We start from the raw sequence: 25396 nt of genomic DNA on the forward strand, positions 1-25396 counted from the left end.
CCGTTGAAGTTACCCGCTGTGGCGTCGTGCAGACCACGCCCCAGCTGATGGAGCAACGCTTTTTCAGCTACACGGCACCCTTTGCTCGCGGCGTGAGCCTCACCAATCAAATCACCGATCTATTTGGCATCGCCATGGGTGGTGGTGATGGCACCAAGGTGATGGGCTTCGGCTTCCCCGATCAAACGATCATCTGGGATGGCACGGCAGTGGAAAATACTTATCAAGTGTTACTTCAGCAGCAGAGTGATCCCATGCCCTGGCGTACGGGGGATGTGTCAAACGGCTATTCCGGCAGCCTGGGATCCGCTGGCTCCCAGCCTGATGGCCCAAGCTGGCAGGATGGCGGTGCCAGCTACAGCGCTCCGGTGCGCGGCCTCTGGTAGCACTGCTGGCGAGGGGGTCTAGCAATCTGGTGAATGCAGCGAACTCATAATTCGCCTTAGCCGAGTTCGATCCTCGGGACCCCCATTTCACCTTGGTTCAATCAACCCCTGCGGTCTGATTGCCCAGCAACCCCTATCGTCAGGGCACTGATGGCTCTCCTGGCGGAGCTTCCTGTGATTCAAGTCCTGGCGCTGGCCATTTTGCTGGCTCTGCTGGCTTTTTTTGCCGCTGGGGAATTCGCCCTGATTCGCCTGCGGCCTAGCCGGGTGCAGCAACTGCAGGAGGCGGGTGAGCCCGGTGCCCAAGCCGTTGCCAAGCTGCAGCATCGGCTCCGGCGAGTGCTGGTGGCTACCCAGCTGGGTACGGCGCTCGCTTTGGTGGCATTGGGCTGGGCCGGTCGCGGCTTGGCTGAACAGCTCGGCATGGCTATGGCCGCCAAAAGTGGTGGTGGAGCCATTCCCCAGGTTTGGCTTGATGCCGGTTTATTTCTTGTACTGGTTTTGCTTGCCACCGTGCTGGGCGGCTTACTACCCAAGGCCTGGGTGTTGCATCGTCCCGAAAGCTCGGCTCTGCGACTGGCGCCGTTGCTGGCTGCGGTGAGTCGCAATCTGGCCCCCTTGCTTTCCCTGATTGAGCGTTGCAGCGGTGTGCTGCTGCACCTGCTGGGCTTACCCCGTAACTGGGATGAGCTGGTGCCTGCCCTGTCGGCTGGCGAGCTTGAAACTTTGATCGAAACCGGCAACGTCACCGGTCTGATGCCCGACGAACGCAACATTTTGGAGGGAGTCTTTTCGCTGAGGGACACCCTGGTGCGGGAGGTGATGGTGCCCCGATCCGGCATGGTCACCCTGCCCCTGGATGTGAGTTTTGCCGAGCTGATGCGCGAGGTTCATGACACCGCCCACGCCCGCTTCCCGGTGATCGGCAGCTCCCTCGACGACGTGCGTGGCGTGCTTGACCTGCGGCGTCTTGCTGATCCCATTGCCAGGGGCATGCTCAGTGCCGACACTCCCCTTGCTCCCTACATCACCCCCGTGGCGCTGGTGCAGGAGAGCACTTCCCTGGCGGAGCTCCTGCCCCTGATTCGCAGTGGTCAGCCCCTGCTGGTGGTGGTTGATGAGCATGGTGGTACGGAGGGGCTGGTCACGGTGGCCGACCTCACCAGCGAGATTGTCGGAGAGGAAGAAGATTCCCTTGAGGCGGCCCAGGATCTGCAGAAACTCGGCGAAGGCTGCTGGTCGGTGGCAGGGGACCTGGAAATCTTCGAACTCAACAGGCAGCTGGCGCTGCAGTTGCCTGAGGCGGAAGGTCATCACACGCTTGCTGGCTTCCTGCTTGAGCGCTTGCAGCACATTCCCTCGGCAGGTGAAGGTTTGCGCTGGAAGGGCCACCAATTTCGGGTGCTGGCCATGGATGGCCCGCGCATTGAGCGAGTACAGATCGAGCGTCCAGTCGTCGAACCGGAGCGCACCGAGGGCGGCTGATCAGCGGTCTGGGCCCCCGTACCCCCGATAATGCCGACAGTTGAGAGCCCCTGCCTTGAACCCTGTGCGCGTGGGTGTCATCGGCATCGGCAACATGGGTTGGCACCACGCCCGGGTGCTGAGCCTGATCAAAGAGGCCGAACTGGTGGGGGTGGCTGATCCAGATGGGAGCCGCGGACAGCTAGCTACCGAGCAATTCGGTTGCCGCTGGTTCCCCTCCTACGAGGAAATGTTGCCCGAGGTGGACGCTGTTTGTATCGCCGTGCCCACCCTGCTTCACCACCGGGTCGGTTTGGCCTGCCTGATGGCCGGGGTGCACGTGCTGATCGAGAAGCCGATCGCGGCCAGTCAGGAGGAGGCGGTTGAGTTGATCCATGCGGCTGAGCATGCTGGTCGTCTGCTGCAGGTGGGCCATATCGAGCGCTTCAATCCCGCCTTCCGGGAATTGGTCAAGGTTGTGGCTAATGAGGAGGTGGTAGTGCTTGAAGCGCGCCGTCACAGTCCCAACCCAGACCGCGCTAATGACGTGTCGGTGGTGCTCGACCTGATGATTCACGACATTGACCTTGTGCTGGAGCTGGCTGGGGCTCCGGTGATTCGCCTGGCGGCGGCCGGTGGTCGCAGTGCTGAAGGGCCAATCGACTACGTCAACGCCACCCTGGCCTTTGCTAACGGTGTGGTTGCCAGCCTGACGGCCAGCAAGATGGCCCATCGCAAGATTCGCAGCCTTAGTGCCCACTGCCGCGGCAGCTTGGTAGAGACGGATTTTCTTAATCGCACCTTGCACATTCATCGCCGCGCTCACGAGACGGTGAGCGCAGATCACGGCGAGCTGGTTTACCGATCCGATGGAGTAATTGAAGAGGTCAGTACCACCTCCATTGAGCCCCTATACGCCGAACTAGAGCATTTCCTCCAGTGCGTGCGGGGTGTTGAGACCCCGGCGGTGGATGGCTTGCAGGCTTCCCGGGCTTTGCAGCTGGCCGACCTGATTGAGCAGTGCGTCGAGCGGCCAAATCTCTGCATGAGCCTGGAGGCGCCGATCTAGGTCGTCGAAGTTGCCCTTGCTGCTGGGGTTATGTCTGGGCTAGTGAGCTGGCGCAGAGCTGCCAGCTGCCAGCGGCGGCAATCAGCGGGCGAAGCCAGATAAAATTGATCCCAGGCGTCTGCCTTATGCAGACCGTATTGGGATTCAGGAATATCCGGGTGGCGTTGCTGCCAGCCCACCCGCACGGCGTGACCGATCACCACGTCTAACACCAGGTCGTCGTCAAATACCACCTCGGGATTAGCACCCATAAAGGTGATCAAGGTGAGCAGGGTCTCCGTGCATAGCTGGCGATAGTCCGGCGCTTCGATTTTGCTGAGCAGGTGATCGACAAGGGCGGCGAAATTACGTTCGCCAGGTGTCTTTTCACTCAATAGGGGACCGCTGTCCAGTCGGTTGCGCTTCTCCAGCTTGTCGCCGATGACGATGCCGTGGCAGTGGTGCAGTAGATCCCAGATGCCGGGATAGAAATCGCGGGGTACGCGCCCTAGGGCCCCGAGGCGCAGCCGGTGTTGCAGCCAGCAGCCGCCCTTGGGTAGCTCTGCCAGGGGATCGGGAACGTCCCAACGCACCCGGCCGCTCACATGCAGTTGCTCCTGGCGCTGCAGGGAGGCTTTGGCATGTTCCAGGTCGGCCAGCACGGTCCGCAGCCGGCGCTGGATGGCGTGGGGGGGCTGATCGCAAAGGGCCTCGAAGGCGTCGATGGGGTTGAGCCCGGCTTCGCTGGCCAGTTCGCCGGTGAGCAACAGCAGCAACTGGCCCAGTTGCAGGGTGAGGCTGCCGCTCAGCAGGGCCGGCTCGTGGCGGGCCAGGCTGTCGAGGGCAAGTAGCAATTCCTGCTGCAGCATCCATTCACGGCCGTCTTCGCCGCTGAAGCGACGGATCATGGCGGCGATGCTGGCGCTGCCCTGGGGCTCGCTGATGCGCGAATCGCTGGTGTAATTGCGTCCTACCACCACCTGCTTCTGGCGCACCAGCAGGTCGGTGAGGGCATCTTCCAGCTGGGGATGGACCAGGTCCAGGGCGCCAGCCACCCGCCGCACCACGTTCCAGTCGGCTTCGGCCAGGGCGCGGCGGTAGACCTCCTCCAACAGGTCATGCAGGCGTACTGGTTGGCTGCCGGCCGGTCCCTGCAGCCGGGAGTCGGGCCCTAGGCGCCGCACCAGTTGCTCCAGCACCTCGCCCTGCTCTTCCAGGGAGGAGCTGCGCCAGAGCCGATCGGCGAGTTCGCCAATGCTGATGTCCTCGCGTTCGAGTTCTTGCTCCTCCTTGGCGCTAAGGGGGGTCTGGCTGGTGCCAGCCCGCAACGGGGTGGGTATGGGTGCAGGCGGCAGAAGCACGGCCCCCGGCGCTTGGTCGGGCAGCTCCACCCAGCTGCCCTGGTCGATGAGTTCTGCCAGCGGGGCCAGCTGCACGGGGACGCCGTCCAGCTGGCCTGCCTGCAACTGCTGCCCCAGCCTTAGGAAGGCATCTGGGTTGGACTGGAAGGCACCCTCGGCGATCGGTAGCAGCAGCAGCGGCGAGCCGCTTCCGCGCCAGTGGCGCTGCAACAGGCGCAGTTCGGCGGTCACGGCGTCCACGAGCTGCTCAGGATCGTCTGCCAGGTAGAAGGTGTCTTCCTCCAGCACGGCTGGGAAAAACGCAAAACAGCTGGTTCCCTGCCGGTAAAGGCGAGCCGTAGCCATGGTTTCCATCCGGACGGGTGGATGGCCGCTGAGGCCGAGGGCGGGGTTTGCACCTACCTGGGCCATCCGCATCGCCAGCTCCTGGGAGCCGCCGATGCGGATCCCCGGATTGGTACTGCTGGGGCCTGTGGTGCAGCTGGGGCCATGGGCTAGGGGCAGTCCAGCTGCCTCCAGGCTGGCTGCGATAGCCGCGTTAGCTGGCACCAGCGCCACCAGCACCCGGTCGGCGCCAAGAGTGCTGGGCCGGCGTCGCCCGGTTGGATCGAGATCTTCTGGACTTATTAATCCGGCAAGCAACAGGTCTGAGAGCCAGGTGAGGCTTTGGGTCCACAGCAAGGGCACGTTGGGGTTTGCCAGCCGGCGCTGGCTACCGGGCTGGTGTCGTTCGGCTGCTATGGCTGCTTCGGGAACCAGGTAGAGCTCGGGGAGCAGGGCGCCCTCCGCTTGCTCCAGGCTCACTTCATGGAGGCGCTGGCGCCATTGGCGGGCCTCCTCCCAGCGCTCTTCGCAGCAGGCCGTGATTAGTTCATAAGCCCAAAACAGGGGCCATTCGCATTCGATGTGCTCAAACTCCGCCAGTTCCTCCCGTTCGTAGTGCAGGCGGGTGTGGTCTTCGACCACGGTTTGGTGGCCATCGCGGCGGAAGCGTTTATATCCGTAGGCCCCACCCAGCTCGGCGCGAATCTTGGCGCGGGTGCGCCGCCGCAGCTCTGGGTCGTCCACGGCCCAGGCGGGATAGCCGATCACCGCTAGGCAGGCGCTGTCAACCTCCTTGCTCGCTGATTCCCGCGGCAGCAGGGCGTCTAGAGCCCGGCGCAGCCTCACGATGGCGTCGTGGGGGATCACCAGACAGCTGCGGCCATCACCGTGGGGTCCGTAGAGATCGAGTCCCTCCAGGGACTCCAGAGCGGCCTTGACCAGGCCAATCGAGCTGGCGTTGCGCTCTGGGAGGCCGTGGTTGCCTTTGTCGCCCCTTTCCCAAATGCCGTAGTCGGCTACGCGGTACGCACGGGCCACGTAGTACACCAGGTTTTGCACGAAGTCGCGCTCGTGGCTGCTTTGCACCACCACCAGGCCTGAGCGGGTCAGCTGGGCGAGTTGGAGCAGAAACAGCGCCGTGGCATCGAGTTGCAGATGCCCCCAGCCGTCATCGGCTACTACAGCAGCGCCGGTGGCCGTGTCGAACTTGGCGTGGATGGCATGCAGGCGATGCAGGCTGTGCTTGAAGCGCTCCACCTTCGGGGCCTGGCGCAGCATGGCGTTGAGCAGGCCGCGCATCAGTTGCAGCACCCTCGCTTCAAGCTCGTATACGCGGCGACTGGCCCCCCGCAGGCGGCGATGGGCCAGGGCAAGTCCCCAGACGCATTGGATTGAATAAACGCAGTCGCGCACCCAGGCGTCTGCGTAGTTGCCGTGCACGGTATGGGCGGTGCTGGCTGGCAGCAGTCCCGTAATCGGGTGTTGGCGGCTCAACACCACCCGATCAATTTGACTATCCAGGTCTTGCAGCAGGACCCAGGCCTGAGCCGGATCCAAGGCGGCTGAAACGGCGGGTTCCGGCTGATGGGCCGGATTGTTCAGTGGCAGGGATTGCGCCATGGATGTCCCTATGCCAGTGGTAGGCCAGCCATATATTCTCCACCCCCACCTCACCCCTGATGGCATCAACAACAACTGAACCACTGCGCACCAGGGTTCTGGGGGTGCCGGTGAGCGTGTGTCCAGATGTGTTTGCAGCGGCCTTGGCCCTGCGGCAGCGGAGTGGTGGGCAGATCGTCACCCTGAATGCTGAGATGACGATGGCCGCTAAGGCCAATCCAGCCTTGGGGGCTGCCATCGCCGCGGCGGCCCTGGTGATTCCAGATGGTGCCGGCGTGGTTTGGGCCCTAGCCCGCCAGGGCTACCGGGTGCGGCGCAGTCCTGGGATTGAGCTGGCCCGTGATTTGCTCACTCACGCGGCTTCCCATGGCTGGAGGGTGGCTTTGGTGGGGGCCTCACCGCAGGTGATGGAGCAGCTCACCGCGCGCTTGCGCCAGGAGCTTCCCGGGCTAAAGCTGGTGCTCCACGCCCATGGCTACCAACCGGCTGAAGCCTGGCCAGGCTTGGAGCAGCAGCTGCTGGCGGCTCGGCCCGACCTGGTGCTGGCGGCCCTAGGCGTACCCCGCCAGGAAACCTGGATTCAGCAGCTGCCTGGGCGCAGTGGCGGCCTCTGGATGGGCGTGGGCGGCAGCTTTGACGTTTGGGCTGGGGTCAAAAAAAGAGCCCCCGCTTGGATGGGAGCCCTGCAGATCGAATGGTTGTACCGGCTGATTCAGGAGCCCAGTCGCTGGCGCCGCATGCTCTCTCTACCCAAATTTGCCTGGGAGGTGCTCAGGCAGGGCTGAGGCCGGATTCAGCGAAAGCCGACGGATGCCTGCCACACGAAGGCAAGCAGCAGAAAGAACAGGGGAATGATCGGCAGGATGTCGACCAGTGGTCCGAAGGCTTGGTAGGCCTCGGGGAGTTGGGCCAGGGTTTGCAGGGCGTAGGTAGCCATCCCGGAATTCACTGAGCTAGTGGCGGACGCTACCACGTGTGGGCGGCTGGGGAGTCCGGTTCCCAGGGAGCGAAATCCTCTGCAAAACAGCCGTCCCGGATGGCCTGCCCCATGGCGGTGGAGAAGCGCACCAACTGGGTGATGTTGTGCAAGCTCAACAAAATCTTGCCCAGCAGCTCCTCGCTCTTGATTAGGTGGTGCAGGTAGGCCCTGCTGTGCTGGCGGCAGGCTGGGCAGGGGCAGCTGGCATCCATGGGGGTGTGGTCGTGGCGGAAACGGGAGTTCTTGAGGTTCCAGCGTTCGCCACCCACCAAGGCCGCGCCATGGCGGCCGAGGCGGGTGGGAATCACGCAATCAAACAGGTCGAAGCCGTTGGCCACGGCGATGGCCATTTCCCGCAGGGTGCCTATGCCCATTAGGTAGTGGGGTACGGCACCAGGCAGCAGCGGCCCCAGCTGGCGCACGATCCGATGCATTTCCTCGGGGGGCTCGCCCACGCTCACGCCGCCCACGGCTATCCCGGGTAGGCCCATGGAGGCCACCACCTGGGCCGACTCCTGGCGCAGGTGGGGGAAGCAGCCCCCTTGGACGATGCCAAACAGGGCCTGGTCGGCCTTGGTGTGGCTGGTGATGCAGCGCTCCAGCCAGCTGTGGGTGCGGCGGCAGGCGGCGGCTACGTCTGCCTCACTGGCGGGATAGGGGGGGCACTGGTCGAAGGCCATGGCCACATCGGCCCCCAGGGCCATCTGGATCGCCATCGAGCGCTCGGGGGTGAGTTCGATGCGGGCGCCGTCGCGCGGTGAGCGGAACACCACGCCGTGGTCGTCGATGGTGTTGATGTCGCCGAGGCTGAAAACCTGGAAGCCGCCGGAATCGGTGAGCATCGGCCCGTCCCAACCCATGAATCGGTGTAGACCACCGGCATCCGCCACGATCTGCTCGCCGGGCTGCAGGTGTAGGTGATAAGTGTTGGAGAGCACCATCTGGGCGCCAGTGTCCCGCAGTTGGGACGCCGTAACCCCTTTCACCGTTGCCAGGGTGCCCACGGGCATGAACCGCGGTGTGGTGACATCGCCATGGGGGGTGTGAAAGCAGCCGCAGCGGGCCCGGGTGCGGCTGCACTGGGCCGTGATGTCGAAGGAGAAAGCTGGTGGGAAGCTGATTGCGCCGAACAGGTGCTGTCCCGACGCTAGGTGTCGCTTGCTAGAGCCCGTGCCGAAGTCTTTTTCTGGGGCGATTCCCGGCTGGTTGGGCGATCTGGCCGGTGCCTGGGTGTTTTATTCCGTGCTGCCTGCCTGGCCAGGAGTGCCGCCGCGCTTTGAGCGCATAGCCCGCTTCGCGCCCCTGATCGGCCTGGTACTGGGCGGGCTGCAGGGCCTTTTCTGGTGGCTTGCCGCTGGCTGGTTGCCCCTTGGAGCCCAGGTGGCCTTGGTGCTGGCGCTCGGGTTGGTGCTCACCGGTGGCTTGCACGTTGATGGCGCAATGGATACGGCCGATGGCTTGGGCGCCGGCCCTAGGGCCTTGGAGGCGATGGCAGATAGCCGGGTGGGCGCATCGGGGGTGCAGGCCCTGGTGGTGGTGCTGCTGCTCAAGGCAGCAGCCCTGCTTTGCCTAGGGGCCGCTGCCCCGATGGCCATGCTCTGGGCAGCTTTCTGGGGCCGGGTGTCACCCCTTTTGGCCATGCAGTGGTTTCCATATTTGAGGCAGCAGGGCAGTGCTGCTTTTCACCGGCAGCACTGGCGGGGTCTGGCCGCGGAACTGGTGCCGGCCCTGCTGGTGTTCGCCCTGGCCCTGGGGCTAGCGGCCTGGACCCGCTGGCCCTGGCCCCAGGGGGTGGGTTTGCTGCCAGCGGTTCTCGTGCCCCTATGGCTCGGCCGCCGTCTCGGCGGCCATAGCGGCGATAGCTACGGAGCCTGTGTCGAATGGACAGAAGCTCTGGCTCTGCTGCTCATGGCCCTGCTGCTGGGCTTGGGGCCGCGGCTGGCAGCCTGAGGCAAAAGGCGTTGCCCCGCTCGGGCAGTTGCTGGGCAACGGCTGCCGGCGGCAACACCAGGTTGAGCTCGCCACCGAGGCTGCGGGCCAGATCCCTGGCCAGGGCCAGTCCCAGCCCCGTCCCCGGCCGCCTCTGCCCCTGCCGCCCCCGGAAACCCTGTTCAAAGATGGCATGGCGCTCGTTTTCGGCGATCGGCTCGCCGCCATCCCACACTGTCAGTTGCCAGTCCCCTGACGCCAGGGCTTGGCAGTCCAGGCCGATGGCCGTGCCGCTGGGGCTGTACAGGAAGGCGTTGTTCAGCAGGTTGGCCAAAATTTCAGCCACGGCACCACTGTCCCCGTGCCAGTTGGGCAAGCAGGATGGCGGATGCCAGGGGCGGCCCTGCAGAGAGGCCGTGGCAGCAGCCCGCTGCACCAAGGGCTGAAGCCAGTCGAGCAGGGGTTGGCCCTCGGGCCCCACCAGCCCGGGGGGAAGTAGCAGGGGTGGCGCCGCCTCGCCGCTTACGGCGGCTTGTTCGTGGCGGCCCAGCTGGCTGAGGGCATCCACGTAGCGGTTGAGCTGGCGCTCTTCCGCCAGCAAGCCTTCCACCAGCGGTCGGTTCTGCTGGTCCTGTTCGAGGCGCCGCAGCAGTAGTTGGCCGAAGGTGCGCAGCGCGGCGAGAGGGTTGCGCAGCTGGTGCAACAGCAGGCTCATTTCGGCTTGCTGTTGCTCGAGGGTCTGCTGCAACTGCTGTTGTTCCAGATCAAGGCAGAGCGCTTCGGTAAGACACAGGGCGACAGCCTGGAGCCGCTGCCCCAGGCTGTCTGGCCAGGGCACCACGCTGGTTTCCACCTGGATCGCGCCCAGCAGCACCCTTTGATGGCGCAGCGGCAGCCAGCGCCGCTCCTCCGCTGGCAGGCTCAGCGGACTGCCGGCTTCGACCGCAGGCAGGGCTCGGCCATCACTCGGCCATTGACCGATTGGTACCAGGATGGGGGCGTTGGCTTCACCGGGCTGGGTGACGTAAACCACTAGGGAGCTGAGGTCGCTGCGATCAGCGAACTGGGCTAGCTGGAAGCGCAGTAGGGCGAGAAAGCGGTTGGAGACTTGCATCTGCTGCCCTCAGCCCTGGCCCTCTTCCAATAAGTTTGGATAAGGCGTGGGAAAACCAGAAAAAAGTCTTAAGATGAGCGGTATCGACCAATACGGCGCGGTCCGCAAGCGGGCAGCTGCTCGTCGTCGTGACGCCCTCACCCTCTATTGCCCATTTAGGCAATTCAGGCTACAGCAGTAACAGATCCAACTTTCGCCGATCTTGCTTCCTGTTGTTCTGCACCCCGAATGGGCGGGGTGTGGCGTCGCTGACCCCTGGGCCTGCTGACTCTCTCGGACAACAGAACGTTTGGGCGTCGCCCCGCTCTCCAAATTTTGGGGGGTGCGGGTGGGCTGAGTCACGGACGCTGCGCATGTCTTGCGCTCCCACTGTCCGTTCCCCCTCCGGTTTCTTTTCCTTCTCCTAATTCCTCCTTCTCGGGAGCAGTTCAATGTCCAAAAAGCGCAAGCGGATTAGCCGTCGCCGGCTCGCAGGCCAGCGGGTGCTGGCGCATGTCCCCACCTTTAATCTCGAGACCGGCTCCCACAAGCCGGTCACGGCAGCACGCCGCTTCATTGCTGAGGAGCTGTTGGTGCCCCCAGCAATTCTCAACGTGCGCCGCAACGAGCACACCACTGATCGCTTCTTCTGGGGCGAAAAGGGCCTGTTCAGCGCCCAATACGCCGAGGAAAACCATTTCCTGTTTCCCTCACTGCGCACGATCGTCGACCGCATCGGTGAGGAGGTGCTTTTCGAAGGCATCGAAGCCCTCGCCGCCGACGACTGGGAAGAAATGGAGGAGTACGAATACGCCTTCGTCTGAGCTTGGCTTTGCCCTGGCGGAACTCATCTGGGCCGCTGGTTGTTCAGCATGACCACTTGCTGGCCAAGTAGCTCCGCAGGGCAGGAAACAGGCAGCTGTCAATGGTGTGGCCGCCTGTAAAGCCAACCAGTTCGGTGTCGATGCCACCGAGTTGCAACTGCCCTTTTAGGGCCTCACTGGCTCCGTAGGGCACCACAGGATCCTGTTCGCCATGGGTGAGCAGGATTTTTGGCAGGGATGCTGCGGTTGGTTGCCAGCCGGGATGGGGGTAGCCGCTGCAGCCGATCAGGCCGGCCAGGGGTAGGCCGCTGCCGGCTGTGGCCACATCAAGAGCCATTGCGGCGCCTTGGGAGAAGCCCAGCAGAGCCGTTTGCTGCAGGGGCACCTCTACAGCTAGGGCCAGGAGCCGCTCTAGCAGCTGGGTTCGAGCGGCAGGTAGCTGGGGCCAATTTGGCTGTTGCAGGTCGTACCACTGGCGGCCGCTACCGCTTGGATGCGGCAGTGGTGCCCGCAGGGCCACCACGCTCACCGCTGGCCCCACCAGCACCTCGGCCAGGTCGAGCAGGTCGTCGGCATCCGCTCCCCAGCCGTGCAGCAGCACAAGGCGCCGGTCACACCGATCCGGGCCACTGCGGATCAGTTGGTCGTTGGGCTGGCTGGTTTGGCTACTCATGGCGGGGGATCGATTGCTGCGTAGGTTGGCCCTTATAACTGCACGTTTGGCAGCCATGGCCCCCACGGCCCTTCTAAGCGTCTCCAATAAGGAGGGCCTGGTGCCCTTGGCCGAGGGGCTGCTGGAGGCTGGCTATCAGTTGATTTCAAGTGGCGGCACCGCTGCGGCCCTCAAGGCGGCCGGGCTTGAGGTCACCAAGGTGGCGGAGCACACCGGGGCCCCTGAGATCTTGGGCGGCAGGGTCAAGACCCTGCACCCACGCATCCATGGCGGCATCCTGGCCCGCCGCTGCGAGCCCAGCCACCAGGCTGATCTGGAGGCCCAGGGCATTGCCCCGATCGACGTGGTGGTGGTCAACCTCTACCCATTTCGAGAAACCGTTGCCAACCCCGAGGTGGCATTCGATACCGCCATCGAGAACATCGATATCGGTGGACCGGCAATGGTGCGGGCAGCGGCCAAAAATCACGCCGATGTGGTGGTGCTGACCAGCCCCAGCCAATACGGACCCTTTCTTGAGTGCCTGCGCACCGGAGCCATCAGCGCTGCCCTGCGGCGCCAGCTGGCGCTGGAAGCTTTCCAGCACACCGCCAGCTACGACACGGCGATCAGCAGCTGGCTTGCGGGCCAGCTGGCCGGCGCAGCCGAGCTCCCCTCAGCGGTGGCGGCGCCCCTGCGACTGGAACTGCCCGCCCGCCAGAGCCTGCGCTACGGCGAAAACCCCCACCAACAGGCCACCTGGCACAGCGAGCCCGCTGCCGGCTGGGGCGCCGCGGTGCAACTGCAGGGCAAGGAGCTCAGCTACAACAACTTGATCGATCTGGATGCGGCTCTAGCCACCGTGCGGGAGTTTGGCTACGGCCCCGGGGCCCAGCCCGCGGCGGTTGTGGTCAAGCACACCAACCCCTGCGGCGTAGCAATCGGCCACAACGGCGCCGCTGCCCTCAGCCGGGCCCTTGACGCCGATCGGCTCTCAGCCTTCGGCGGCATTGTGGCTATCAACTGTGTGGTCGATCTAGCCACCGCCGAATTGCTGACCAGCCTGTTTCTTGAATGTGTAGTGGCGCCTGGCTTTGACGGACCGGCATCGGAGCGGCTGGCCACGAAAGCCAATCTGCGCCTGCTGGAATTGAATCCTGCGGCGATCGCTCTGGCGTCCAGGCGTCAGCTGCGCACCCTGCTGGGCGGGGTACTGGTACAGGAGCTAGACGATCAACCGGTTGATGGCGCGGCCTGGCAGGTGGTGAGCGAACGCCAGCCCACAGCCCAAGAGCTCGACGATCTCGGTTTTGCCTGGAAGCTGGCCCGCCACGTGCGCTCCAATGCCATCACCGTGGCCAAGGGTGGTCAGAGCCTGGGCATTGGCGCCGGCCAGATGAATCGGGTTGGCTCGGCCAGGCTGGCCTTGGCAGCGGCCGGGGATCGGGCCAGGGGCGCGGTGCTTGCTAGCGATGGCTTCTTTCCCTTCGATGACAGCGTGCGGCTGGCCGCTGGTCAGGGCATCACTGCTGTGATTCAGCCTGGCGGCAGCGTGCGCGATGCCGATTCGATCACTGCCTGCAATGCCCTTGGCTTGGCGATGGTGGTAACCGGTCGCCGTCATTTTCTTCATTAACGCCCTTGCTGGGGCGCAGTGAGTTGTAGTTTCGCTCCATAAGTCCTGTTCTGCTGGGCACTTGCCGCAGCCATCCCTTGGCCCCCTCTGACGCCATGCCCGAAGCCCTCGCCTACAACCTCAACTTCCTCCATCCCCTGTTGATGCTGGGTCTGCTGGCCCTCTCCAGCTACGGGATGCTGCTTGGCATCAAGGCCAAGAAAACCCGCACCGCAGATGCTGAGACCCGCAAGCAGCTGATCAAGGGGCAGTTTGCCAAGCGCCATTTCCAGATCGGCAGCCTGATCCTGGCGATCACCGTGCTGGGTACCTTCGGCGGTATGGCCGTTACCTACCTCAATAACGGCAAATTATTTGTGGGCCCCCACCTGCTTGTGGGCATTGGCATGACCTGCTTGATCGCCCTGGCGGTGTCGCTTACCTCCCTGATGCAGCAGGGCAATCTGATCGCCCGCAAGGTCCATGTGGGCCTCAACATGGCAATGATGACCCTGTTTCTGTGGCAGGCGGTGAGTGGCTTTCAGATCCTCAACAAAATCTGGGAAAACCGCCCGGCCTGAGTGCTGGCTTCGGTTCTAGGTCTCAAGTAAGAAAGACAGCCCAGTTGATTTAGAACTGGGCGCTTCGCCGGGGTGGGCACTCCAGATCGTGGCTGCCGTGGAAATCTTCCTGCACCTTCCAGGTGAGCCGGCGAGAGATCTGCCTCACGATCTGTCGCAGCAGGTGGTCGCCGCTCGACTGCACCAGCCCATCAGGCAGCAGGGTGATCACCCCGGGTAGGCGTACCCAGACGCTCAAGTCGAGCTCCCAGCGCACCAAAGTTTGGGGCCGGGGATCGTTGGAAGCGACGGCAGCATCATTGGCTTTGTCGAGTTGCAGCGAGGCGTTGAACTCGACGTCGTAAAGCCCTTCAAGCTTGGGATCGCCGCCGGGGTGGGGCACGGTCAGAATTCGGTAAAGCCCCTGGTTTTGGGGCAGCAATTCCAGGCCGATGGTGGGCTCCACTTCGAAGCCGAAGTTGCCAAAGGTGCCCAAAGTCAGCGCGTAGCCCCGCTTGCCGAGGGGTTCCACAGTCATCGGGGCAGCGCAACGGCGAAACCAACCCTCGTGGTGATCGAGGTATTCGGAGACAACGGGCGCGCTGGCCCGCATTTCCATCACGTCGGCAAAGGCACTGGCATAGCGCCGGACCCTCGGATCATCGCTGTGGCGTAGCAACAGACCGGAGCCGAGTTCTCCCTTGGACGACGGTTGGGCTGGTGCGGTTGACAACGACAAAGGCAACAACGGCAACTCCTGGCGTTTGACCAGCCCTGGCAGCAGGATGCCGGACTTGTTCAAGACGTTTTTTAATCAATGTAAAGCCCGCGGTGGGCCTAAGTGCCGCCCGCTGTGACACCCGGACACCTTGGTTCGGCTCAGGCTTCGCAGAGTTCGATCAGCCGCTCGATCACGTCTTCCACCACCCGGTCGGGAGTGGAAGCCCCGGAGGTTATGCCCACTCGGATTGGACCTGCGGGCAGGAAGGGCAGCTCGATTTCGAGCTCGCCCCCTAGGGGCATGTGCTCGATGCGGTTGCCAGGGCCAATGCGCTCGGGGGTGTCGATGTGGAAGGAGCGGATGCCGCGGCTGACGGCGATCTCCTGCAGGTGGGTGGTATTGGACGAGTTGTAACCGCCGATCACGACCATCAGGTCGAGGGGCTCATCAACTAGGGCGAAAATGGCGTCTTGGCGCTCCTGGGTGGCGTCGCAAATGGTGTTGAAGGCCAGGAAGTGCTCATTGAGCTCAATGGGGCCGAAGCGCTGCAGCATGGTGCGCTCGAACAGGCGGCCAATCTCTTCGGTTTCGCTCTTCAACATGGTGGTCTGGTTTGCGACGCCCACCCGGATCAGATCGCGGTCGGGATCAAAGCCGGGCGAGCAGGCTTTGGCAAAGCGGGCCATGAATGATTCCCGATCGCCATTGCCGAGGATGTATTCGCTCACCATTTGGGCTTCAGCCAAGTCGAGCACCACCAAGTAGGTGCCGGCGAAGCTGCTGGTGGCGAGGGTTTCCTCGTGCTTGACCTTGCCGTGGATGATCGAGGTGAAGGAGTGCTTTTTGTGCTTTTCCACCGTGTTCCACACCTTGGAGACCCAGGGGCAGGTTGTATCAACGATGTGGCAGCCCCGCTCGCTTAGCAGCTGCATCTCCTGAACGGTGGCGCCGAATGCAGGCAGTATCACCACATCACCGCTGGCAACCTCCGAAAAATCTTTCATGCCGTCTTCCACGGAGATGAACAGCACGTTCATGTCGCGCAGGTGATCGTTGACCGAAGGGTTGTGGATGATTTCGTTGGTGATCCAGATCCGTTCAGTGGGGTAGTGGCGCCGAGTTTCGTAGGCCATCGCCACTGCCCTCTCTACGCCCCAGCAGAAACCAAAAGCTTCAGCCAGCCGCACGGTGAGGCGGCCGCTCTCGAGCGAGTAGCCGCTTTCCCGCAGCTTGGCGATCAGATCGCTTTGGTAGGCCTGCTCCAGGCTTCCTGCCACCTCATTGCCCAAGCCGAAGCCTCGGCGGTTGTAACGCTCCGAGTGGTGCAAGGAGCGTTTGAAGGCGCGGGTATCCACAGCGTCGAGGTCTCGGTGAATCAACTCTATGGGCCACTTAGGTCAGAGCTGCGGCTCCCAGGGTCATCTGGTGGAGGCCCTCAATTCCCTGCCAGCCCAGATAGACCCCCAGCACTAGGGCGAACACTCCTACCAGCCATTCGGCCCGATGCACAAGCCAGTCGTTGAGGCGGCTCAGGGGCTGACGCAGCCTGCCGCCGCTCAGCAGCCAGGCCAGTGGTGGCAGCAGCAGTAGCGAGGTGGTTACGGCCACAAATACGGCGCCCACCTCCAGATCCCCGCGCAGGGAGGTGTGGTTGGTGAGCAACATGCCCCCTTCCTTGGCGTAAAAAACCAGATTTTCCGGGCTGATCAAGGCACAGCCGGCCCCAAGCCCGAGCAGGGGAAACCAGTCGAGCTCGGGCAGCTGGCCCATCAGTTGCATCGCCCAGCTCTCCTCACCGATGGCTGCTGCAGGGGTTAGCTGGAACAGCCCCAAGGCCACCAGGGCTCCGGCACCGATCAGGTCCATCAGCACCTGGCCGCGGCTGCCCAGCTGCATGGCCCAACTGAAGCGACTGCCTACCAGCACCACCGCTGCCAGCGCTCCACCGTTGGCGAGTATCCAGCCCCCCAGGTAGGTGGAGCAGCGTCGCAGCGGGTTGGGGCCCAGCAGCAGCAGGGCCACCAGAGCGATGTTGAGTGGGCTGAAGGAAATGCCCAGGCCCAGGGCGATGGTCTGGGTGAGCCAGTGGAACGGGAGCATCGCGGGATTGTGGCGCTTAGCCAGTGCCAAGGGCGGGACCGTGGGTTTCCACAGCCGCAATTCCATGCCAGTTCACCTCGCTGGCGCTGAAGCTGTAGCGGCAGGGCAGAACCTCCACGCCCGCTGCCAGGGCCTGGCGAAACAGTTCGCCATAGCGTGGGTCGGCCGCGTCGCCCGGGGCAAAGCGGCTCACATCGCCGCGACTAAGGCAGGGCACCAGTACGGACCGGCTCTCTGGCAGCAGGGACATCAGCTCCACCAGGTGTTTTTGGCCCCGTTCAGTAACGGTGTCTGGGAACAGGGCCAGCTCCCCTTCGCTCCAGGTGGTGTTTTTCACCTCCAGGTAGATCGGCCTGGCATCGGCGGCGTTTTCCGCTGGGGTGAGCAGCAGGTCGATGCGGCTGCGGCGCCCTTCGCCATAGGGCACCTCGGCTCGGATGGCTGCGATCGGCCCCAGCCAGGGCTCCAGGCAACCGGACTCAATCGTGGCCCGCACCAGATGGTTGGGGAGGGCCGTGTTGATGCCCACCCAGATGGGCGTGCCATCGGCGCCAGGCACTTGGGCCTGCTCCCAGGTCCAGGCAAGCTTGCGGCTGGGGGAAGGGGCGTGGCGCAAGCGCACCCTTCCGCCGGGGTGCAGCACTCCGGTCATCGGCCCGGTGTTGGCGCAGTGGGCCGTGACCAGCTCGCCGTTTTCTAGTTCGATATCGGCGAGGAAGCGCTTGTAGCGCTTCACCAAGGTGCCCTCTACCAGGGGGCCGAGGCTGAGCACGCAGGTGGCCATGGCGGGCGGAGTGGGGTGGATTGGAGCAGGCCAGCCATACTGCCGCCAACTCCCGGGCCTTGGGTCCCACTTGATGGCAAAGTCCCTCAGGCGCATTGCCCTGGTTGTGGCAGTGGCCACTGCCCTCAGCAAGTTGGCCGGCTTGGTGCGGCAGCAAGCCATTGCAGCAGCCTTCGGCGTTGGCGCGGCTTACGACGCCTACAACTACGCCTACGTGCTGCCCGGCTTTCTGCTGATCCTGCTGGGCGGCATTAACGGACCTTTCCACAGCGCCATGGTGAGCGTGCTGGCCCGCCGGCCCCGCCAGGAGGGCGCCTACGTGCTGGCAGCAATCAACACCCTGGTGGGGGCGGGGTTGCTCGGGGTGACGGTGTTGCTGCTGGTGTTCGCTGGCCCCCTGATCACCCTGGTGGGCCCGGGCCTGGATGCCACCCGCCACGACATCGCCGTACTGCAGCTGCGTTGGATGGCGCCGATGGCCCTATTTGCCGGGCTGATCGGCCTCGGCTTTGGAGCCCTTAATGCTGCTGATGAATTTTGGTTGCCCTCGGTGAGCCCCTTGCTCTCGAGCGTGGCCGTGATCGCTGGTATCGCTGTGCTGTGGTGGCAGCTCGGTGCAGCGATCACCCTGCCCACCACGGCGGTGCTTGGCGGCGTGGTGCTGGCCGGCTCCACAACTTTGGGGGCGGTGCTGCAGTGGCTGATCCAGCTGCCAGCCCTGGCCCGGCAAGGGCTGCAACGCTTTCAGCTGGTGTGGGACTGGCGGGACCCCGGTGTGCGCGAGGTGCTGCAGGTGATGGGGCCCGCCACCCTCTCCTCGGGGATGCTGCAGATCAACGTGTTTGTGTCCCTGTTTTTCGCTTCGGGCATCCCGGCGGCGGCGGCGGGTCTGGGCTACGCCAACCTGCTCGTGCAAACGCCCCTCGGGCTGCTCTCCAATGCCCTGCTGGTGCCGCTACTGCCGGTTTATGCCCGGCTGACGGCACCGGACGATCGACCTGAGCTGGTCGGTCGTATCCGCCAGGGGCTGATGCTCTCCAACGCCAGCATGCTGCCCCTGGGGGCGTTGATGGTGGCGCTGGCTTTGCCGATCGTGGCTCTGATCTATGAGCGGGGAGCTTTCAATGCCGGTGCTGCGGAGTTGGTGGGCAACCTGCTGATGGCCTACGGCATCGGCATGCCCGCCTATCTGGCTCGCGACGTGCTGGTGCGGGTGTTTTACGCCCTCGGCGATGGGGTTACCCCGTTCCGCTGGTCGATGGCGGGGATTGGGCTGAATGCGCTCTTCTGCTGGGCTTTCGTGGGCGGACCGGTGCCCGGCGCTACCCAGCTGCTGCCTGGCCTCTATTGCGGCGCCGCCGGCCTGGTGCTGGCCACCGTGGCGGTGAATCTGATCACCTGTGTGGGTTTGCTGCTGGCGCTGCAGACCAAGCTCGGCGGGCTGCCATTGCGGCTGTGGCTGCGCGACACGATGCTGCTGTTCGGTGCTGCCGTACTGGCCGGACTGGTGGCCTGGGGCGTGTCAGTAACTGTGGCCTGGCCCACTGGTCTTTGGGGCCGGCTGCTGGAGTGCAGCTTTGCCGGCGGAGTGGGTGTGCTGATCTATGGCGTGGTGGCCAGCCTTGCCCAGGTGCCAGAGGTCAAGGATCTGACCGACCAGTTGCGGGATCGCTTGCCTCGAATTGGCGCCAGTCGCTAGGGGTCGAGGCGAACGTCCCGTTCAGCTCGCACCTGAACTGGAATCTCCAGGTGGGAGCGACCCAGCATCCGGGGGCCGTCCACCGAAAAGATGCGTGCCTCAATGCCAAATTCCTTGAAGGCCGTCTCTAGCTCCTGAATCAGGGCTTTTTCAACCTGGGCCTCGGCGTCCACCACCTTGCCAATTAGGCGTCCGCCCAGGCGACCCAGGCGTTGACGCACCACATCGCGGGCGTTGGTTACCTCAATGACCAGCACAGCCCGTCGCCAGTTCCCGCAACCTTATCGGCAAAACTGCTCCAGCACCTCTTCGAGATCCCGCAGCTGGCCGGCGGGCACCAGCCGAGCCAGGGGCAGCCGGGTGGAACCGGCGCCGATCGGCACCTGCACCGCCTCAAGGGCCTGGCGTGCGCACACCTCCGCCCCCTGGTCCAGTCGGGCGGAACATTCGATCGCCAGGGCCTGGGCCAGGCCGGCGTCGCCGAGGTAGAGGTGCCAACTGGCAACTTGCACATAAAGGCGATCTGCCAGGACCAGTTCCAGTTCTTTGAGGTCTGTGGCGGAGAGGGTCATGGCCGGGGGGTTGGACGCAGAACCACTACAGCGCCAGCGTGAGCCAGCAACACCACCAACCAACCCAGGCTGAGCCAGTTGAGGTGGGCCCAGGGGTGACGCATTTCCTGTACCAACCAGAGGCCACTGTTCAGGGCGGCGAATAGGGCGGCGTGGAGCGTCAGGTTCACGATCCGTTCGAAGTGCCTGTAGGTGGGGTCTTCGGGGTTGGCGGGGCCGTACCAGCGGATGGGCATTGATGGGGAGGCGAGGACGGGGTGTTTGACGGATGGGCCCTCCGTGCGGTGAAAATGGACCCATGCGCTTGTAGCTCAGCGGATTAGAGCATCTGACTACGGATCAGAGGGTCGGGAGTTCGAATCTCTCCAGGCGCGCTTCTTTCAAAACCGCCTTAGGGCGGTTTTTTTGTGGGTTGGCTTCGACGTTGAGGTATCCGATGCCCGGCTCCGGTCTTTACGATCATCAAACGATTCAACCCTTAACCATGACCAACCCCGGCGGTGCTGCCCTCAACCAGTCCCTAGCTGCCGGAGACCCCGCCATCGCCGGGCTGATTGAAAAGGAGCTACAGCGCCAGGAAACCCACCTGGAGCTGATTGCATCTGAGAATTTCGCCTCCCGAGCCGTGATGGAGGCCCAGGGCTCGGTGCTCACAAACAAATATGCCGAAGGCCTGCCATCCAAGCGCTACTACGGCGGCTGTGAGCATGTTGATGCGATCGAGGAGCTGGCGATTGAGCGGGCCAAGCAGTTGTTTGGTGCCGCCTGGGCCAACGTGCAGCCCCACAGCGGTGCCCAGGCCAACTTCGCGGTGTTCCTGGCCCTGCTGCAGCCCGGCGACACGATCCTGGGTATGGACCTCAGCCATGGCGGCCACCTCACCCATGGCTCCCCGGTGAACGTGAGCGGCAAGTGGTTCAAGGCCGTGCACTACGGCGTGAACCCCGACACCCAGCAGCTCAACTTCGACACCATCCGCCAGCTGGCCCTGGAGCACAAGCCCAAGCTGATCGTGTGCGGCTACTCCGCCTACCCACGCACCATTGATTTCCAGGCCTTCCGCGCCATCGCCGATGAGGTGGGCGCCTACCTGCTGGCCGATATGGCCCACATCGCCGGCCTGGTGGCGGCGGGCGTGCACCCCAACCCCGTGCCCCATTGCGACGTGGTGACCACCACCACCCACAAGACCCTGAGGGGCCCCCGCGGCGGCCTGATCCTCTGCCGCGATGCCGAGTTCGGCAAGCAGTTCGACAAGGCCGTGTTCCCCGGCAGCCAGGGCGGGCCACTTGAGCACGTGATCGCCGCCAAGGCGGTGGCCTTTGGTGAGGCCCTACAGCCCTGCTTCCGCGTCTACAGCCAGCAGGTAGTTGCCAACGCCCAGGCCCTCGCCGAGCGCATCCAGGAGCGCGGCATCGCCGTGGTGAGCGGCGGCACCGACAACCACATCGTGCTGCTGGATCTGCGCGGCATCGGCATGACAGGCAAGGTGGCTGACCTGCTGGTGAGTGATGTGCACATCACCGCCAACAAGAACACGGTGCCCTTCGATCCCCAGTCGCCCTTCGTGACCAGCGGCCTGCGCCTGGGCACCGCTGCCTGCACCACCCGCGGTTTTGACGAAGCCGCCTTCCGCGAGGTGGCCGATGTGATTGCTGATCGCCTGCTCAATCCCGAAGACAGCGCCATTGAGCAGCGCTGCCGCGATCGGGTTGCGGCTCTCTGTGAGCGCTTCCCGCTTTACGCAGCAGCGCGTGAGCTTCAGCACGCTTGATCCACTTCAACGCCCGTAAGCTGGTTGCTGAAGGCCATTTTTCGGCTTGCTTCGGTCTGGTTCAGTGACCCTCGCCTACAGCCCCAACGCGGCCGCCTTGCTCACTTTTGCCGTTGCTGCTCTGTGCACGGCTTTGGTGGTGCCAGTGGTACGCCGGCTCGGCTTGCGCTTGGGATTGGTGGATGCTCCCGATTCCCGCAAGCAGCACACCTCTCCCATGGTGCGCCTTGGAGGGGTCGGCATTGTTATCGCCTTTAGTGCAGCACTGGGTCTCACCTGGGCCTTGGGTGGGTTCGCCAACCTTCCCGCTGAAAAGGACCAGTTGATCTGGACCACCCTGGCTGGAGCCCTTTGCTTTTTCTTGATCGGGCTGGCAGATGATCTCTATGCCCTGCCGCCCCTGCCCCGTTTGGCCGGCCAGTTGGCCATTTCGATGGTTGCTTGGAACGAGGGTGTGCGCATCGGCAACATCGAGATCCCCATGGGCTGGTGGGGAGGCTCTGATCTGCTGCTGCCATTGCCAGATTGGCTCAGCCTGCTGGCAACGGTGATCTGGTTGGTGGGTATCACCAACGCCATCAACTGGCTTGATGGTCTCGATGGTCTGGCGGCGGGCGTGAGCGGTATCGCTGCAGTGGGTTTGTTGTCGGTGAGTTTCAGCCTGCATCAGCCTGCTGCTGGCCTGCTGGCCGCGGCGCTGGCCGGTAGCTGCCTCGGTTTCCTGCGCCACAACTTCAACCCTGCCCGCATCTTCATGGGCGACGGCGGCTCCTATTTTTTGGGCTTTGCCTTGGCGGCGATCAGCATTGTCGGCCCGGCCAAGGGGCTCACCAGCGTCAGCCTGCTACTACCTCTGCTGATCCTGTCGCTGCCCTTGGCCGACATGTCGGCAGTGATCATGGGGCGCCTCAGCGAAGGCCACTCTCCCTTCTATCCCGATCGACGCCACCTGCACCACCGGCTGCTGAGGACGGGACTGAGCCATCGCCGCACCGTGTTGCTCATTTATGCCTTCACCCAGTGGTTGGGCTCCCTGGCCCTGGTGCTGGTGAATGCTGAATTGCGCTTTCTCTGGCTGGCCCTGGCTACTGCGGTGCTGATCTGGGTGCTGGTTAGCACTCGCCGGGCCTTGCAGCAGCCTGCGGCCACTCGGGAGCTGTGAGGCTGTGAGCGCCGAGATTCTCTGCATCGGCACCGAGCTACTGCTCGGCAACATCACCAATGGCAATGCCCGCTGGCTGGCGGAGCAGCTGGCGGCCCTGGGCATCGCCCACCAGCGCCAGAGCGTGGTTGGTGACAACCGCACGCGTCTGATGGCCGCGGTTCGGGAAGCGGCAGGTCGCTGCCGGGTGTTGATCACAACCGGCGGCCTCGGCCCGACCCCAGACGACCTAACCACAGAAGCTATCGCTGCTGCCTTTGACACGCCCCTGGTGGAGCACCCAGAGATCTGGATTGACATCCAGGCCCGCATCGGCGCGCGCGGCCGTTTCTGTTCCCCCAGTAACCGCAAGCAGGCATTTCTGCCCGCAGGGGCGGCGGTGTTGCCAAATCCCACCGGCACCGCCCCCGGCATGATCTGGACCCCGCCTGCGGCCCCGGGCATTCAGCCAGGTTTCACGGTGCTCACTTTCCCTGGCGTGCCAAGCGAAATGGAGGCGATGTGGTCTGGCACCGCAGAGCCATGGCTGCGCTCAGCTGGTTTGGCTGAGGGGGTGTTCGCCAGTCGCATGTTGCGCTTTTGGGGCGTTTCCGAGTCGGCTCTGGCTGAGCAGATGGCCGATCTGCTGGCTCTAGAAAACCCAACTGTGGCTCCCTACGCCGGCGCCGGTGAAGTGAAGCTGCGACTCACGGCCAGGGCAGGCAGCGTTGCTGAAGCCCAGGTACTGCTGGCTCCGCTTGAGGCGCAGATCCGGGCCCGCTCCGGGAGGGCCTGCTTCGGCGCCGATGACGACAGCCTGGCCAGTGTGGTGCTTGAGCAGATGCGCCGCCGCGGTGAGACGCTGGCTGTAGCTGAGAGCTGCACTGGCGGGGGGCTGGGGGCGGCACTGGCGGCGGTGCCCGGAGCCTCTGATGGCTTTGTTGGTGGCGTGATTGCCTATGCCAACTCGATTAAGCAGGCGTTGCTTGGGGTGCCGCCGGCGCTGCTTGAGAGCCAAGGCGCCGTGAGCGATCCGGTGGCTATCGCCATGGCTGAGGGCGCTCGCCGTGCAATTGGTGCCACCTGGGCAATTGCTGTGACCGGCATCGCCGGCCCGGGGGGTGGCAGCACTGAGAAGCCGGTAGGACTTGTGCATATCGCCATTGCCGGCCCTGATGGTTGCAGCAGCGAGGCAGTGCGCTTTGGCGCCACGCGTGGCCGGGTCTGGATCCAGCGGTTGACGAGCGGTGAAGCGCTCAATCGCTTGCGCCTGCGGCTGGCCGACGCCCCCGGGGCGCAGCTTTAGGCTTAAGCCTCAGTCGAACGGACCTTTCGTGAGTGCCGGCACCCTCTACGACAAGGTCTGGGATCTGCATCGGGTGGCCCAGTTGCCTGGCGGCTCCACCCAGTTGTTTATCGGTTTGCACCTGATTCATGAGGTGACCAGCCCCCAGGCCTTTGCTGCCTTGAAAGATCTGGTCCTACCGGTGCGACTCCCCGAGCGCACCGTGGCCACGGTTGATCACATCGTGCCCACCACATCCCAGGCGCGCCCCTTCGCTGATCCCCTGGCTGAGGAGATGCTCGCCACCCTCGAGCGCAATTGCAGCGACTACGGCATCCCTTTGCATGGCCTCGGCAGCGGCCGCCAGGGAATCGTGCATGTGATTGCCCCCGAATTGGGCCTCACCCAGCCGGGTATGACCGTCGCCTGCGGCGACTCTCACACCTCCACCCACGGGGCGTTTGGGGCGATTGCCTTTGGCATTGGCACCAGCCAGGTGCGCGATGTGCTGGCCAGCCAGAGCCTGTCGATGGGCAAGCTCAAGGTGCGGAGGATTTGGGTTGAGGGTCAGCTGCAGCCGGGCGTCTATGCCAAGGACTTGGTGTTGCACATCATCCGGGTGTTGGGTGTCAAAGGTGGTGTGGGCTACGCCTACGAATTTGCCGGTCCAGCCATCGATGCTTTGACGATGGAGGAGCGCATGACCCTCTGCAACATGGCAATCGAGGGCGGTGCCCGCTGCGGCTATGTCAACCCCGACGCCGTCACCTTTGCCTACCTGCAAGGCCGGCCCTATGCCCCCAAGGCTGAAGCCTGGGAGCGGGCCGTGGCCTGGTGGCGTGGCCTGGCCAGTGGTGCAGACGCAGTTTTTGACGATGAGGTGCGCTTCGATGCTGCGGCAATTGCGCCGACAGTCACCTGGGGTATCACCCCCGGCCAGGGCATCGGCGTTGATGAAACGGTGCCAACCATGGAGCAGACAGAGCCGGATGAGCGGCCCTTGGCCCAGGAGGCCTACCGCTACATGGATCTGCAGCCCGGCACTCCGATTGCAGGCACAGCGGTGGATGTTTGCTTCATTGGCAGCTGCACCAATGGGCGCCTGTCCGATTTGCAGGCGGCTGCGGCGGTGGCCAAGGGACGCCATGTAGCTCCGGGCATCAAGGCCTTTGTGGTGCCTGGCTCTGAACAGGTGGCGGCGGCTGCGGAAGCTGAAGGGCTTGACCAGGTGTTTAGGGAAGCTGGCTTTGAGTGGCGTGAGCCCGGCTGCTCGATGTGCCTGGCCATGAATCCAGACCGGCTTGAGGGCCGCCAGATCAGCGCTAGTTCAAGTAATCGCAACTTCAAGGGTCGCCAGGGCTCGGCTACCGGCCGCACCCTGCTGATGAGTCCGGCGATGGTGGCTGCGGCCGCAATTGCCGGCAAAGTGTGTGATGTGCGCCAGATGATTAACACCACGCCATGA

25 protein-coding genes and 2 tRNA genes are annotated in these 25396 nt (G+C 64.2%); 15 read left to right on the forward strand and 12 right to left on the reverse strand.

All coding sequences use genetic code 11. From position 1 onward, the window contains the following. Positions 1 to 26: 26 nt before the first annotated feature. From KBY85_RS04650 to KBY85_RS04665, 4 genes are all read left to right on the forward strand, one after another. Positions 27 to 386, forward strand: coding sequence for an Occludin/ELL family protein (locus tag KBY85_RS04650; protein ID WP_315859968.1), 360 nt, complete (start codon positions 27 to 29; stop codon positions 384 to 386). A gap of 12 nt (positions 387 to 398) precedes the next feature. Next, a tRNA-Ile gene (locus tag KBY85_RS04655) sits at positions 399 to 471 on the forward strand. 92 nt (positions 472 to 563) lie between these two features. After that, positions 564 to 1871: a hemolysin family protein gene (locus tag KBY85_RS04660; protein ID WP_254960413.1), complete on the forward strand. Its 1308-nt coding sequence runs from the start codon at positions 564 to 566 to the stop codon at positions 1869 to 1871. A gap of 55 nt (positions 1872 to 1926) precedes the next feature. Continuing rightward, positions 1927 to 2919 (forward strand): Gfo/Idh/MocA family protein, encoded by a 993-nt coding sequence (locus KBY85_RS04665; RefSeq protein WP_254960374.1) that lies wholly within the window; start codon positions 1927 to 1929, stop codon positions 2917 to 2919. Here the strand turns inward: KBY85_RS04665 and KBY85_RS04670 are convergent. Beyond that, positions 2916 to 6203, reverse strand: coding sequence for a glycoside hydrolase family 15 protein (locus KBY85_RS04670; protein ID WP_254960375.1), 3288 nt, complete (start codon positions 6201 to 6203; stop codon positions 2916 to 2918). The genes KBY85_RS04665 and KBY85_RS04670 overlap by 4 nt on opposite strands. A gap of 59 nt (positions 6204 to 6262) precedes the next feature. On the opposite strand from KBY85_RS04670, the gene KBY85_RS04675 reads away from it, so the two are divergent. After that, positions 6263 to 6988 (forward strand): WecB/TagA/CpsF family glycosyltransferase, encoded by a 726-nt coding sequence (locus tag KBY85_RS04675; protein WP_254960376.1) that lies wholly within the window; start codon positions 6263 to 6265, stop codon positions 6986 to 6988. Positions 6989 to 6996: 8 nt separating this feature from the next. Here the strand turns inward: KBY85_RS04675 and KBY85_RS04680 are convergent, their stop codons facing one another. Both KBY85_RS04680 and tgt read right to left on the reverse strand, forming a co-directional pair. Further along, the gene (locus KBY85_RS04680; protein ID WP_106632264.1) at positions 6997 to 7140 is read right to left on the reverse strand and encodes a photosystem II reaction center protein K; all 144 of its coding nucleotides are present in this window, start codon (positions 7138 to 7140) and stop codon (positions 6997 to 6999) included. A gap of 29 nt (positions 7141 to 7169) precedes the next feature. Beyond that, on the reverse strand, positions 7170 to 8303 hold the full coding sequence (tgt, locus tag KBY85_RS04685) for a tRNA guanosine(34) transglycosylase Tgt (protein ID WP_254960416.1): 1134 nt from the start codon (positions 8301 to 8303) through the stop codon (positions 7170 to 7172). Positions 8304 to 8352: 49 nt separating this feature from the next. Between tgt and KBY85_RS04690 the strand changes: the two genes are divergently transcribed. Continuing rightward, on the forward strand, positions 8353 to 9132 hold the full coding sequence (locus tag KBY85_RS04690) for an adenosylcobinamide-GDP ribazoletransferase (protein ID WP_254960377.1): 780 nt from the start codon (positions 8353 to 8355) through the stop codon (positions 9130 to 9132). Here KBY85_RS04690 and KBY85_RS04695 read toward each other — a convergent pair. Then, on the reverse strand, positions 9089 to 10225 hold the full coding sequence (locus KBY85_RS04695) for a sensor histidine kinase KdpD (protein WP_254960378.1): 1137 nt from the start codon (positions 10223 to 10225) through the stop codon (positions 9089 to 9091). The genes KBY85_RS04690 and KBY85_RS04695 overlap by 44 nt on opposite strands. Positions 10226 to 10656: 431 nt before the next feature. Between KBY85_RS04695 and KBY85_RS04700 the strand changes: the two genes are divergently transcribed. Next, positions 10657 to 11028 carry a DUF3155 domain-containing protein gene (locus tag KBY85_RS04700; RefSeq protein WP_106632267.1) on the forward strand — a complete coding sequence of 124 codons (372 nt, stop codon included), beginning with the start codon at positions 10657 to 10659 and terminating at the stop codon, positions 11026 to 11028. A gap of 43 nt (positions 11029 to 11071) precedes the next feature. On the opposite strand, the gene KBY85_RS04705 is transcribed toward KBY85_RS04700, so the two are convergent. Further along, on the reverse strand, positions 11072 to 11701 hold the full coding sequence (locus KBY85_RS04705) for an alpha/beta hydrolase (RefSeq protein WP_254960379.1): 630 nt from the start codon (positions 11699 to 11701) through the stop codon (positions 11072 to 11074). 55 nt (positions 11702 to 11756) lie between these two features. On the opposite strand from KBY85_RS04705, the gene purH reads away from it, so the two are divergent. Continuing rightward, the gene (gene purH / locus KBY85_RS04710; RefSeq protein ID WP_254960380.1) at positions 11757 to 13316 is read left to right on the forward strand and encodes a bifunctional phosphoribosylaminoimidazolecarboxamide formyltransferase/IMP cyclohydrolase; all 1560 of its coding nucleotides are present in this window, start codon (positions 11757 to 11759) and stop codon (positions 13314 to 13316) included. Between the two features lie 95 nt (positions 13317 to 13411). Next, a complete protein-coding gene (locus KBY85_RS04715; protein ID WP_254960381.1) occupies positions 13412 to 13876 on the forward strand; it encodes a DUF4079 domain-containing protein in 465 nt (154 codons plus the stop codon). Between the two features lie 49 nt (positions 13877 to 13925). Here the strand turns inward: KBY85_RS04715 and KBY85_RS04720 are convergent, their stop codons facing one another. From KBY85_RS04720 to sfsA, 4 genes are all read right to left on the reverse strand, one after another. After that, the gene (locus tag KBY85_RS04720; RefSeq protein WP_396121815.1) at positions 13926 to 14588 is read right to left on the reverse strand and encodes a DUF1997 domain-containing protein; all 663 of its coding nucleotides are present in this window, start codon (positions 14586 to 14588) and stop codon (positions 13926 to 13928) included. A gap of 146 nt (positions 14589 to 14734) precedes the next feature. Further along, a complete protein-coding gene (locus KBY85_RS04725) occupies positions 14735 to 15931 on the reverse strand; it encodes a 4-hydroxy-3-methylbut-2-enyl diphosphate reductase (RefSeq protein ID WP_254960382.1) in 1197 nt (398 codons plus the stop codon). Positions 15932 to 15968: 37 nt separating this feature from the next. Beyond that, positions 15969 to 16676, reverse strand: a complete 708-nt coding sequence (locus tag KBY85_RS04730) for a GAP family protein (RefSeq protein WP_254960383.1) — start codon at positions 16674 to 16676, stop codon at positions 15969 to 15971. Positions 16677 to 16692: 16 nt separating this feature from the next. Further along, positions 16693 to 17460: a DNA/RNA nuclease SfsA gene (sfsA, locus tag KBY85_RS04735; protein ID WP_254960384.1), complete on the reverse strand. Its 768-nt coding sequence runs from the start codon at positions 17458 to 17460 to the stop codon at positions 16693 to 16695. A 73-nt stretch (positions 17461 to 17533) separates the two neighbouring features. Between sfsA and murJ the strand changes: the two genes are divergently transcribed. Beyond that, positions 17534 to 19159 carry a murein biosynthesis integral membrane protein MurJ gene (gene murJ, locus KBY85_RS04740; protein WP_254960385.1) on the forward strand — a complete coding sequence of 542 codons (1626 nt, stop codon included), beginning with the start codon at positions 17534 to 17536 and terminating at the stop codon, positions 19157 to 19159. Here the strand turns inward: murJ and KBY85_RS04745 are convergent. Genes KBY85_RS04745 through KBY85_RS04755 form a run of 3 tightly spaced genes read right to left on the reverse strand, consistent with a single transcriptional unit; the run spans position 19156 to position 19967 of the window. Next, positions 19156 to 19416: a cytochrome-c oxidase gene (locus KBY85_RS04745; RefSeq protein WP_254935140.1), complete on the reverse strand. Its 261-nt coding sequence runs from the start codon at positions 19414 to 19416 to the stop codon at positions 19156 to 19158. The genes murJ and KBY85_RS04745 overlap by 4 nt on opposite strands. 24 nt (positions 19417 to 19440) lie before the next feature. Beyond that, the gene (locus KBY85_RS04750; protein WP_254942928.1) at positions 19441 to 19731 is read right to left on the reverse strand and encodes a DUF3181 family protein; all 291 of its coding nucleotides are present in this window, start codon (positions 19729 to 19731) and stop codon (positions 19441 to 19443) included. Further along, positions 19728 to 19967 (reverse strand): hypothetical protein, encoded by a 240-nt coding sequence (locus KBY85_RS04755; RefSeq protein ID WP_106632274.1) that lies wholly within the window; start codon positions 19965 to 19967, stop codon positions 19728 to 19730. The genes KBY85_RS04750 and KBY85_RS04755 overlap by 4 nt, the downstream gene beginning before the upstream one ends. A 64-nt stretch (positions 19968 to 20031) precedes the next feature. On the opposite strand from KBY85_RS04755, the gene KBY85_RS04760 reads away from it, so the two are divergent. From KBY85_RS04760 to leuC, 5 genes are all read left to right on the forward strand, one after another. Next, positions 20032 to 20105 (forward strand) — tRNA-Arg (locus KBY85_RS04760). A 110-nt stretch (positions 20106 to 20215) separates the two neighbouring features. Further along, a complete protein-coding gene (gene glyA, locus KBY85_RS04765; RefSeq protein WP_254960386.1) occupies positions 20216 to 21505 on the forward strand; it encodes a serine hydroxymethyltransferase in 1290 nt (429 codons plus the stop codon). 64 nt (positions 21506 to 21569) lie between these two features. Next, complete coding sequence (locus KBY85_RS04770) at positions 21570 to 22667, forward strand: glycosyltransferase family 4 protein (protein WP_254960387.1); 1098 nt, start codon at positions 21570 to 21572, stop codon at positions 22665 to 22667. A 4-nt stretch (positions 22668 to 22671) separates the two neighbouring features. Next, positions 22672 to 23952 (forward strand): competence/damage-inducible protein A, encoded by a 1281-nt coding sequence (locus KBY85_RS04775; protein WP_254960388.1) that lies wholly within the window; start codon positions 22672 to 22674, stop codon positions 23950 to 23952. Positions 23953 to 23980: 28 nt separating this feature from the next. Further along, positions 23981 to 25396 (forward strand): 3-isopropylmalate dehydratase large subunit, encoded by a 1416-nt coding sequence (gene leuC, locus KBY85_RS04780; RefSeq protein WP_254960389.1) that lies wholly within the window; start codon positions 23981 to 23983, stop codon positions 25394 to 25396.

This window comes from Cyanobium sp. BA5m-10, from assembly GCF_024346255.1.
In the GTDB taxonomy this organism is placed as follows: Bacteria; Cyanobacteriota; Cyanobacteriia; order PCC-6307; family Cyanobiaceae; genus Cyanobium_A; species Cyanobium_A usitatum.

Bases quoted from the DNA above. Each gene is read 5' to 3' on its own strand.
- purH (WP_254960380.1), top strand. From the start codon at position 11,757: ATGGCCCCCACGGCCCTTCTAAGCGTCTCCAATAAGGAGGGCCTGGTG.
- KBY85_RS04680 (WP_106632264.1), bottom strand. From the start codon at position 7,140: ATGGCTACCTACGCCCTGCAAACCCTGGCCCAACTCCCCGAGGCCTAC.
- sfsA (WP_254960384.1), bottom strand. From the start codon at position 17,460: ATGGCCACCTGCGTGCTCAGCCTCGGCCCCCTGGTAGAGGGCACCTTG.
- KBY85_RS04715 (WP_254960381.1), top strand. From the start codon at position 13,412: ATGCCCGAAGCCCTCGCCTACAACCTCAACTTCCTCCATCCCCTGTTG.
- KBY85_RS04700 (WP_106632267.1), top strand. From the start codon at position 10,657: ATGTCCAAAAAGCGCAAGCGGATTAGCCGTCGCCGGCTCGCAGGCCAG.
- KBY85_RS04670 (WP_254960375.1), bottom strand. From the start codon at position 6,203: ATGGCGCAATCCCTGCCACTGAACAATCCGGCCCATCAGCCGGAACCC.
- glyA (WP_254960386.1), top strand. From the start codon at position 20,216: ATGACCAACCCCGGCGGTGCTGCCCTCAACCAGTCCCTAGCTGCCGGA.
- KBY85_RS04755 (WP_106632274.1), bottom strand. From the start codon at position 19,967: ATGCCCATCCGCTGGTACGGCCCCGCCAACCCCGAAGACCCCACCTAC.
- KBY85_RS04695 (WP_254960378.1), bottom strand. From the start codon at position 10,225: ATGCAAGTCTCCAACCGCTTTCTCGCCCTACTGCGCTTCCAGCTAGCC.
- KBY85_RS04675 (WP_254960376.1), top strand. From the start codon at position 6,263: ATGGCATCAACAACAACTGAACCACTGCGCACCAGGGTTCTGGGGGTG.
- KBY85_RS04750 (WP_254942928.1), bottom strand. From the start codon at position 19,731: ATGACCCTCTCCGCCACAGACCTCAAAGAACTGGAACTGGTCCTGGCA.
- KBY85_RS04705 (WP_254960379.1), bottom strand. From the start codon at position 11,701: ATGAGTAGCCAAACCAGCCAGCCCAACGACCAACTGATCCGCAGTGGC.
- KBY85_RS04730 (WP_254960383.1), bottom strand. From the start codon at position 16,676: ATGCTCCCGTTCCACTGGCTCACCCAGACCATCGCCCTGGGCCTGGGC.
- murJ (WP_254960385.1), top strand. From the start codon at position 17,534: ATGGCAAAGTCCCTCAGGCGCATTGCCCTGGTTGTGGCAGTGGCCACT.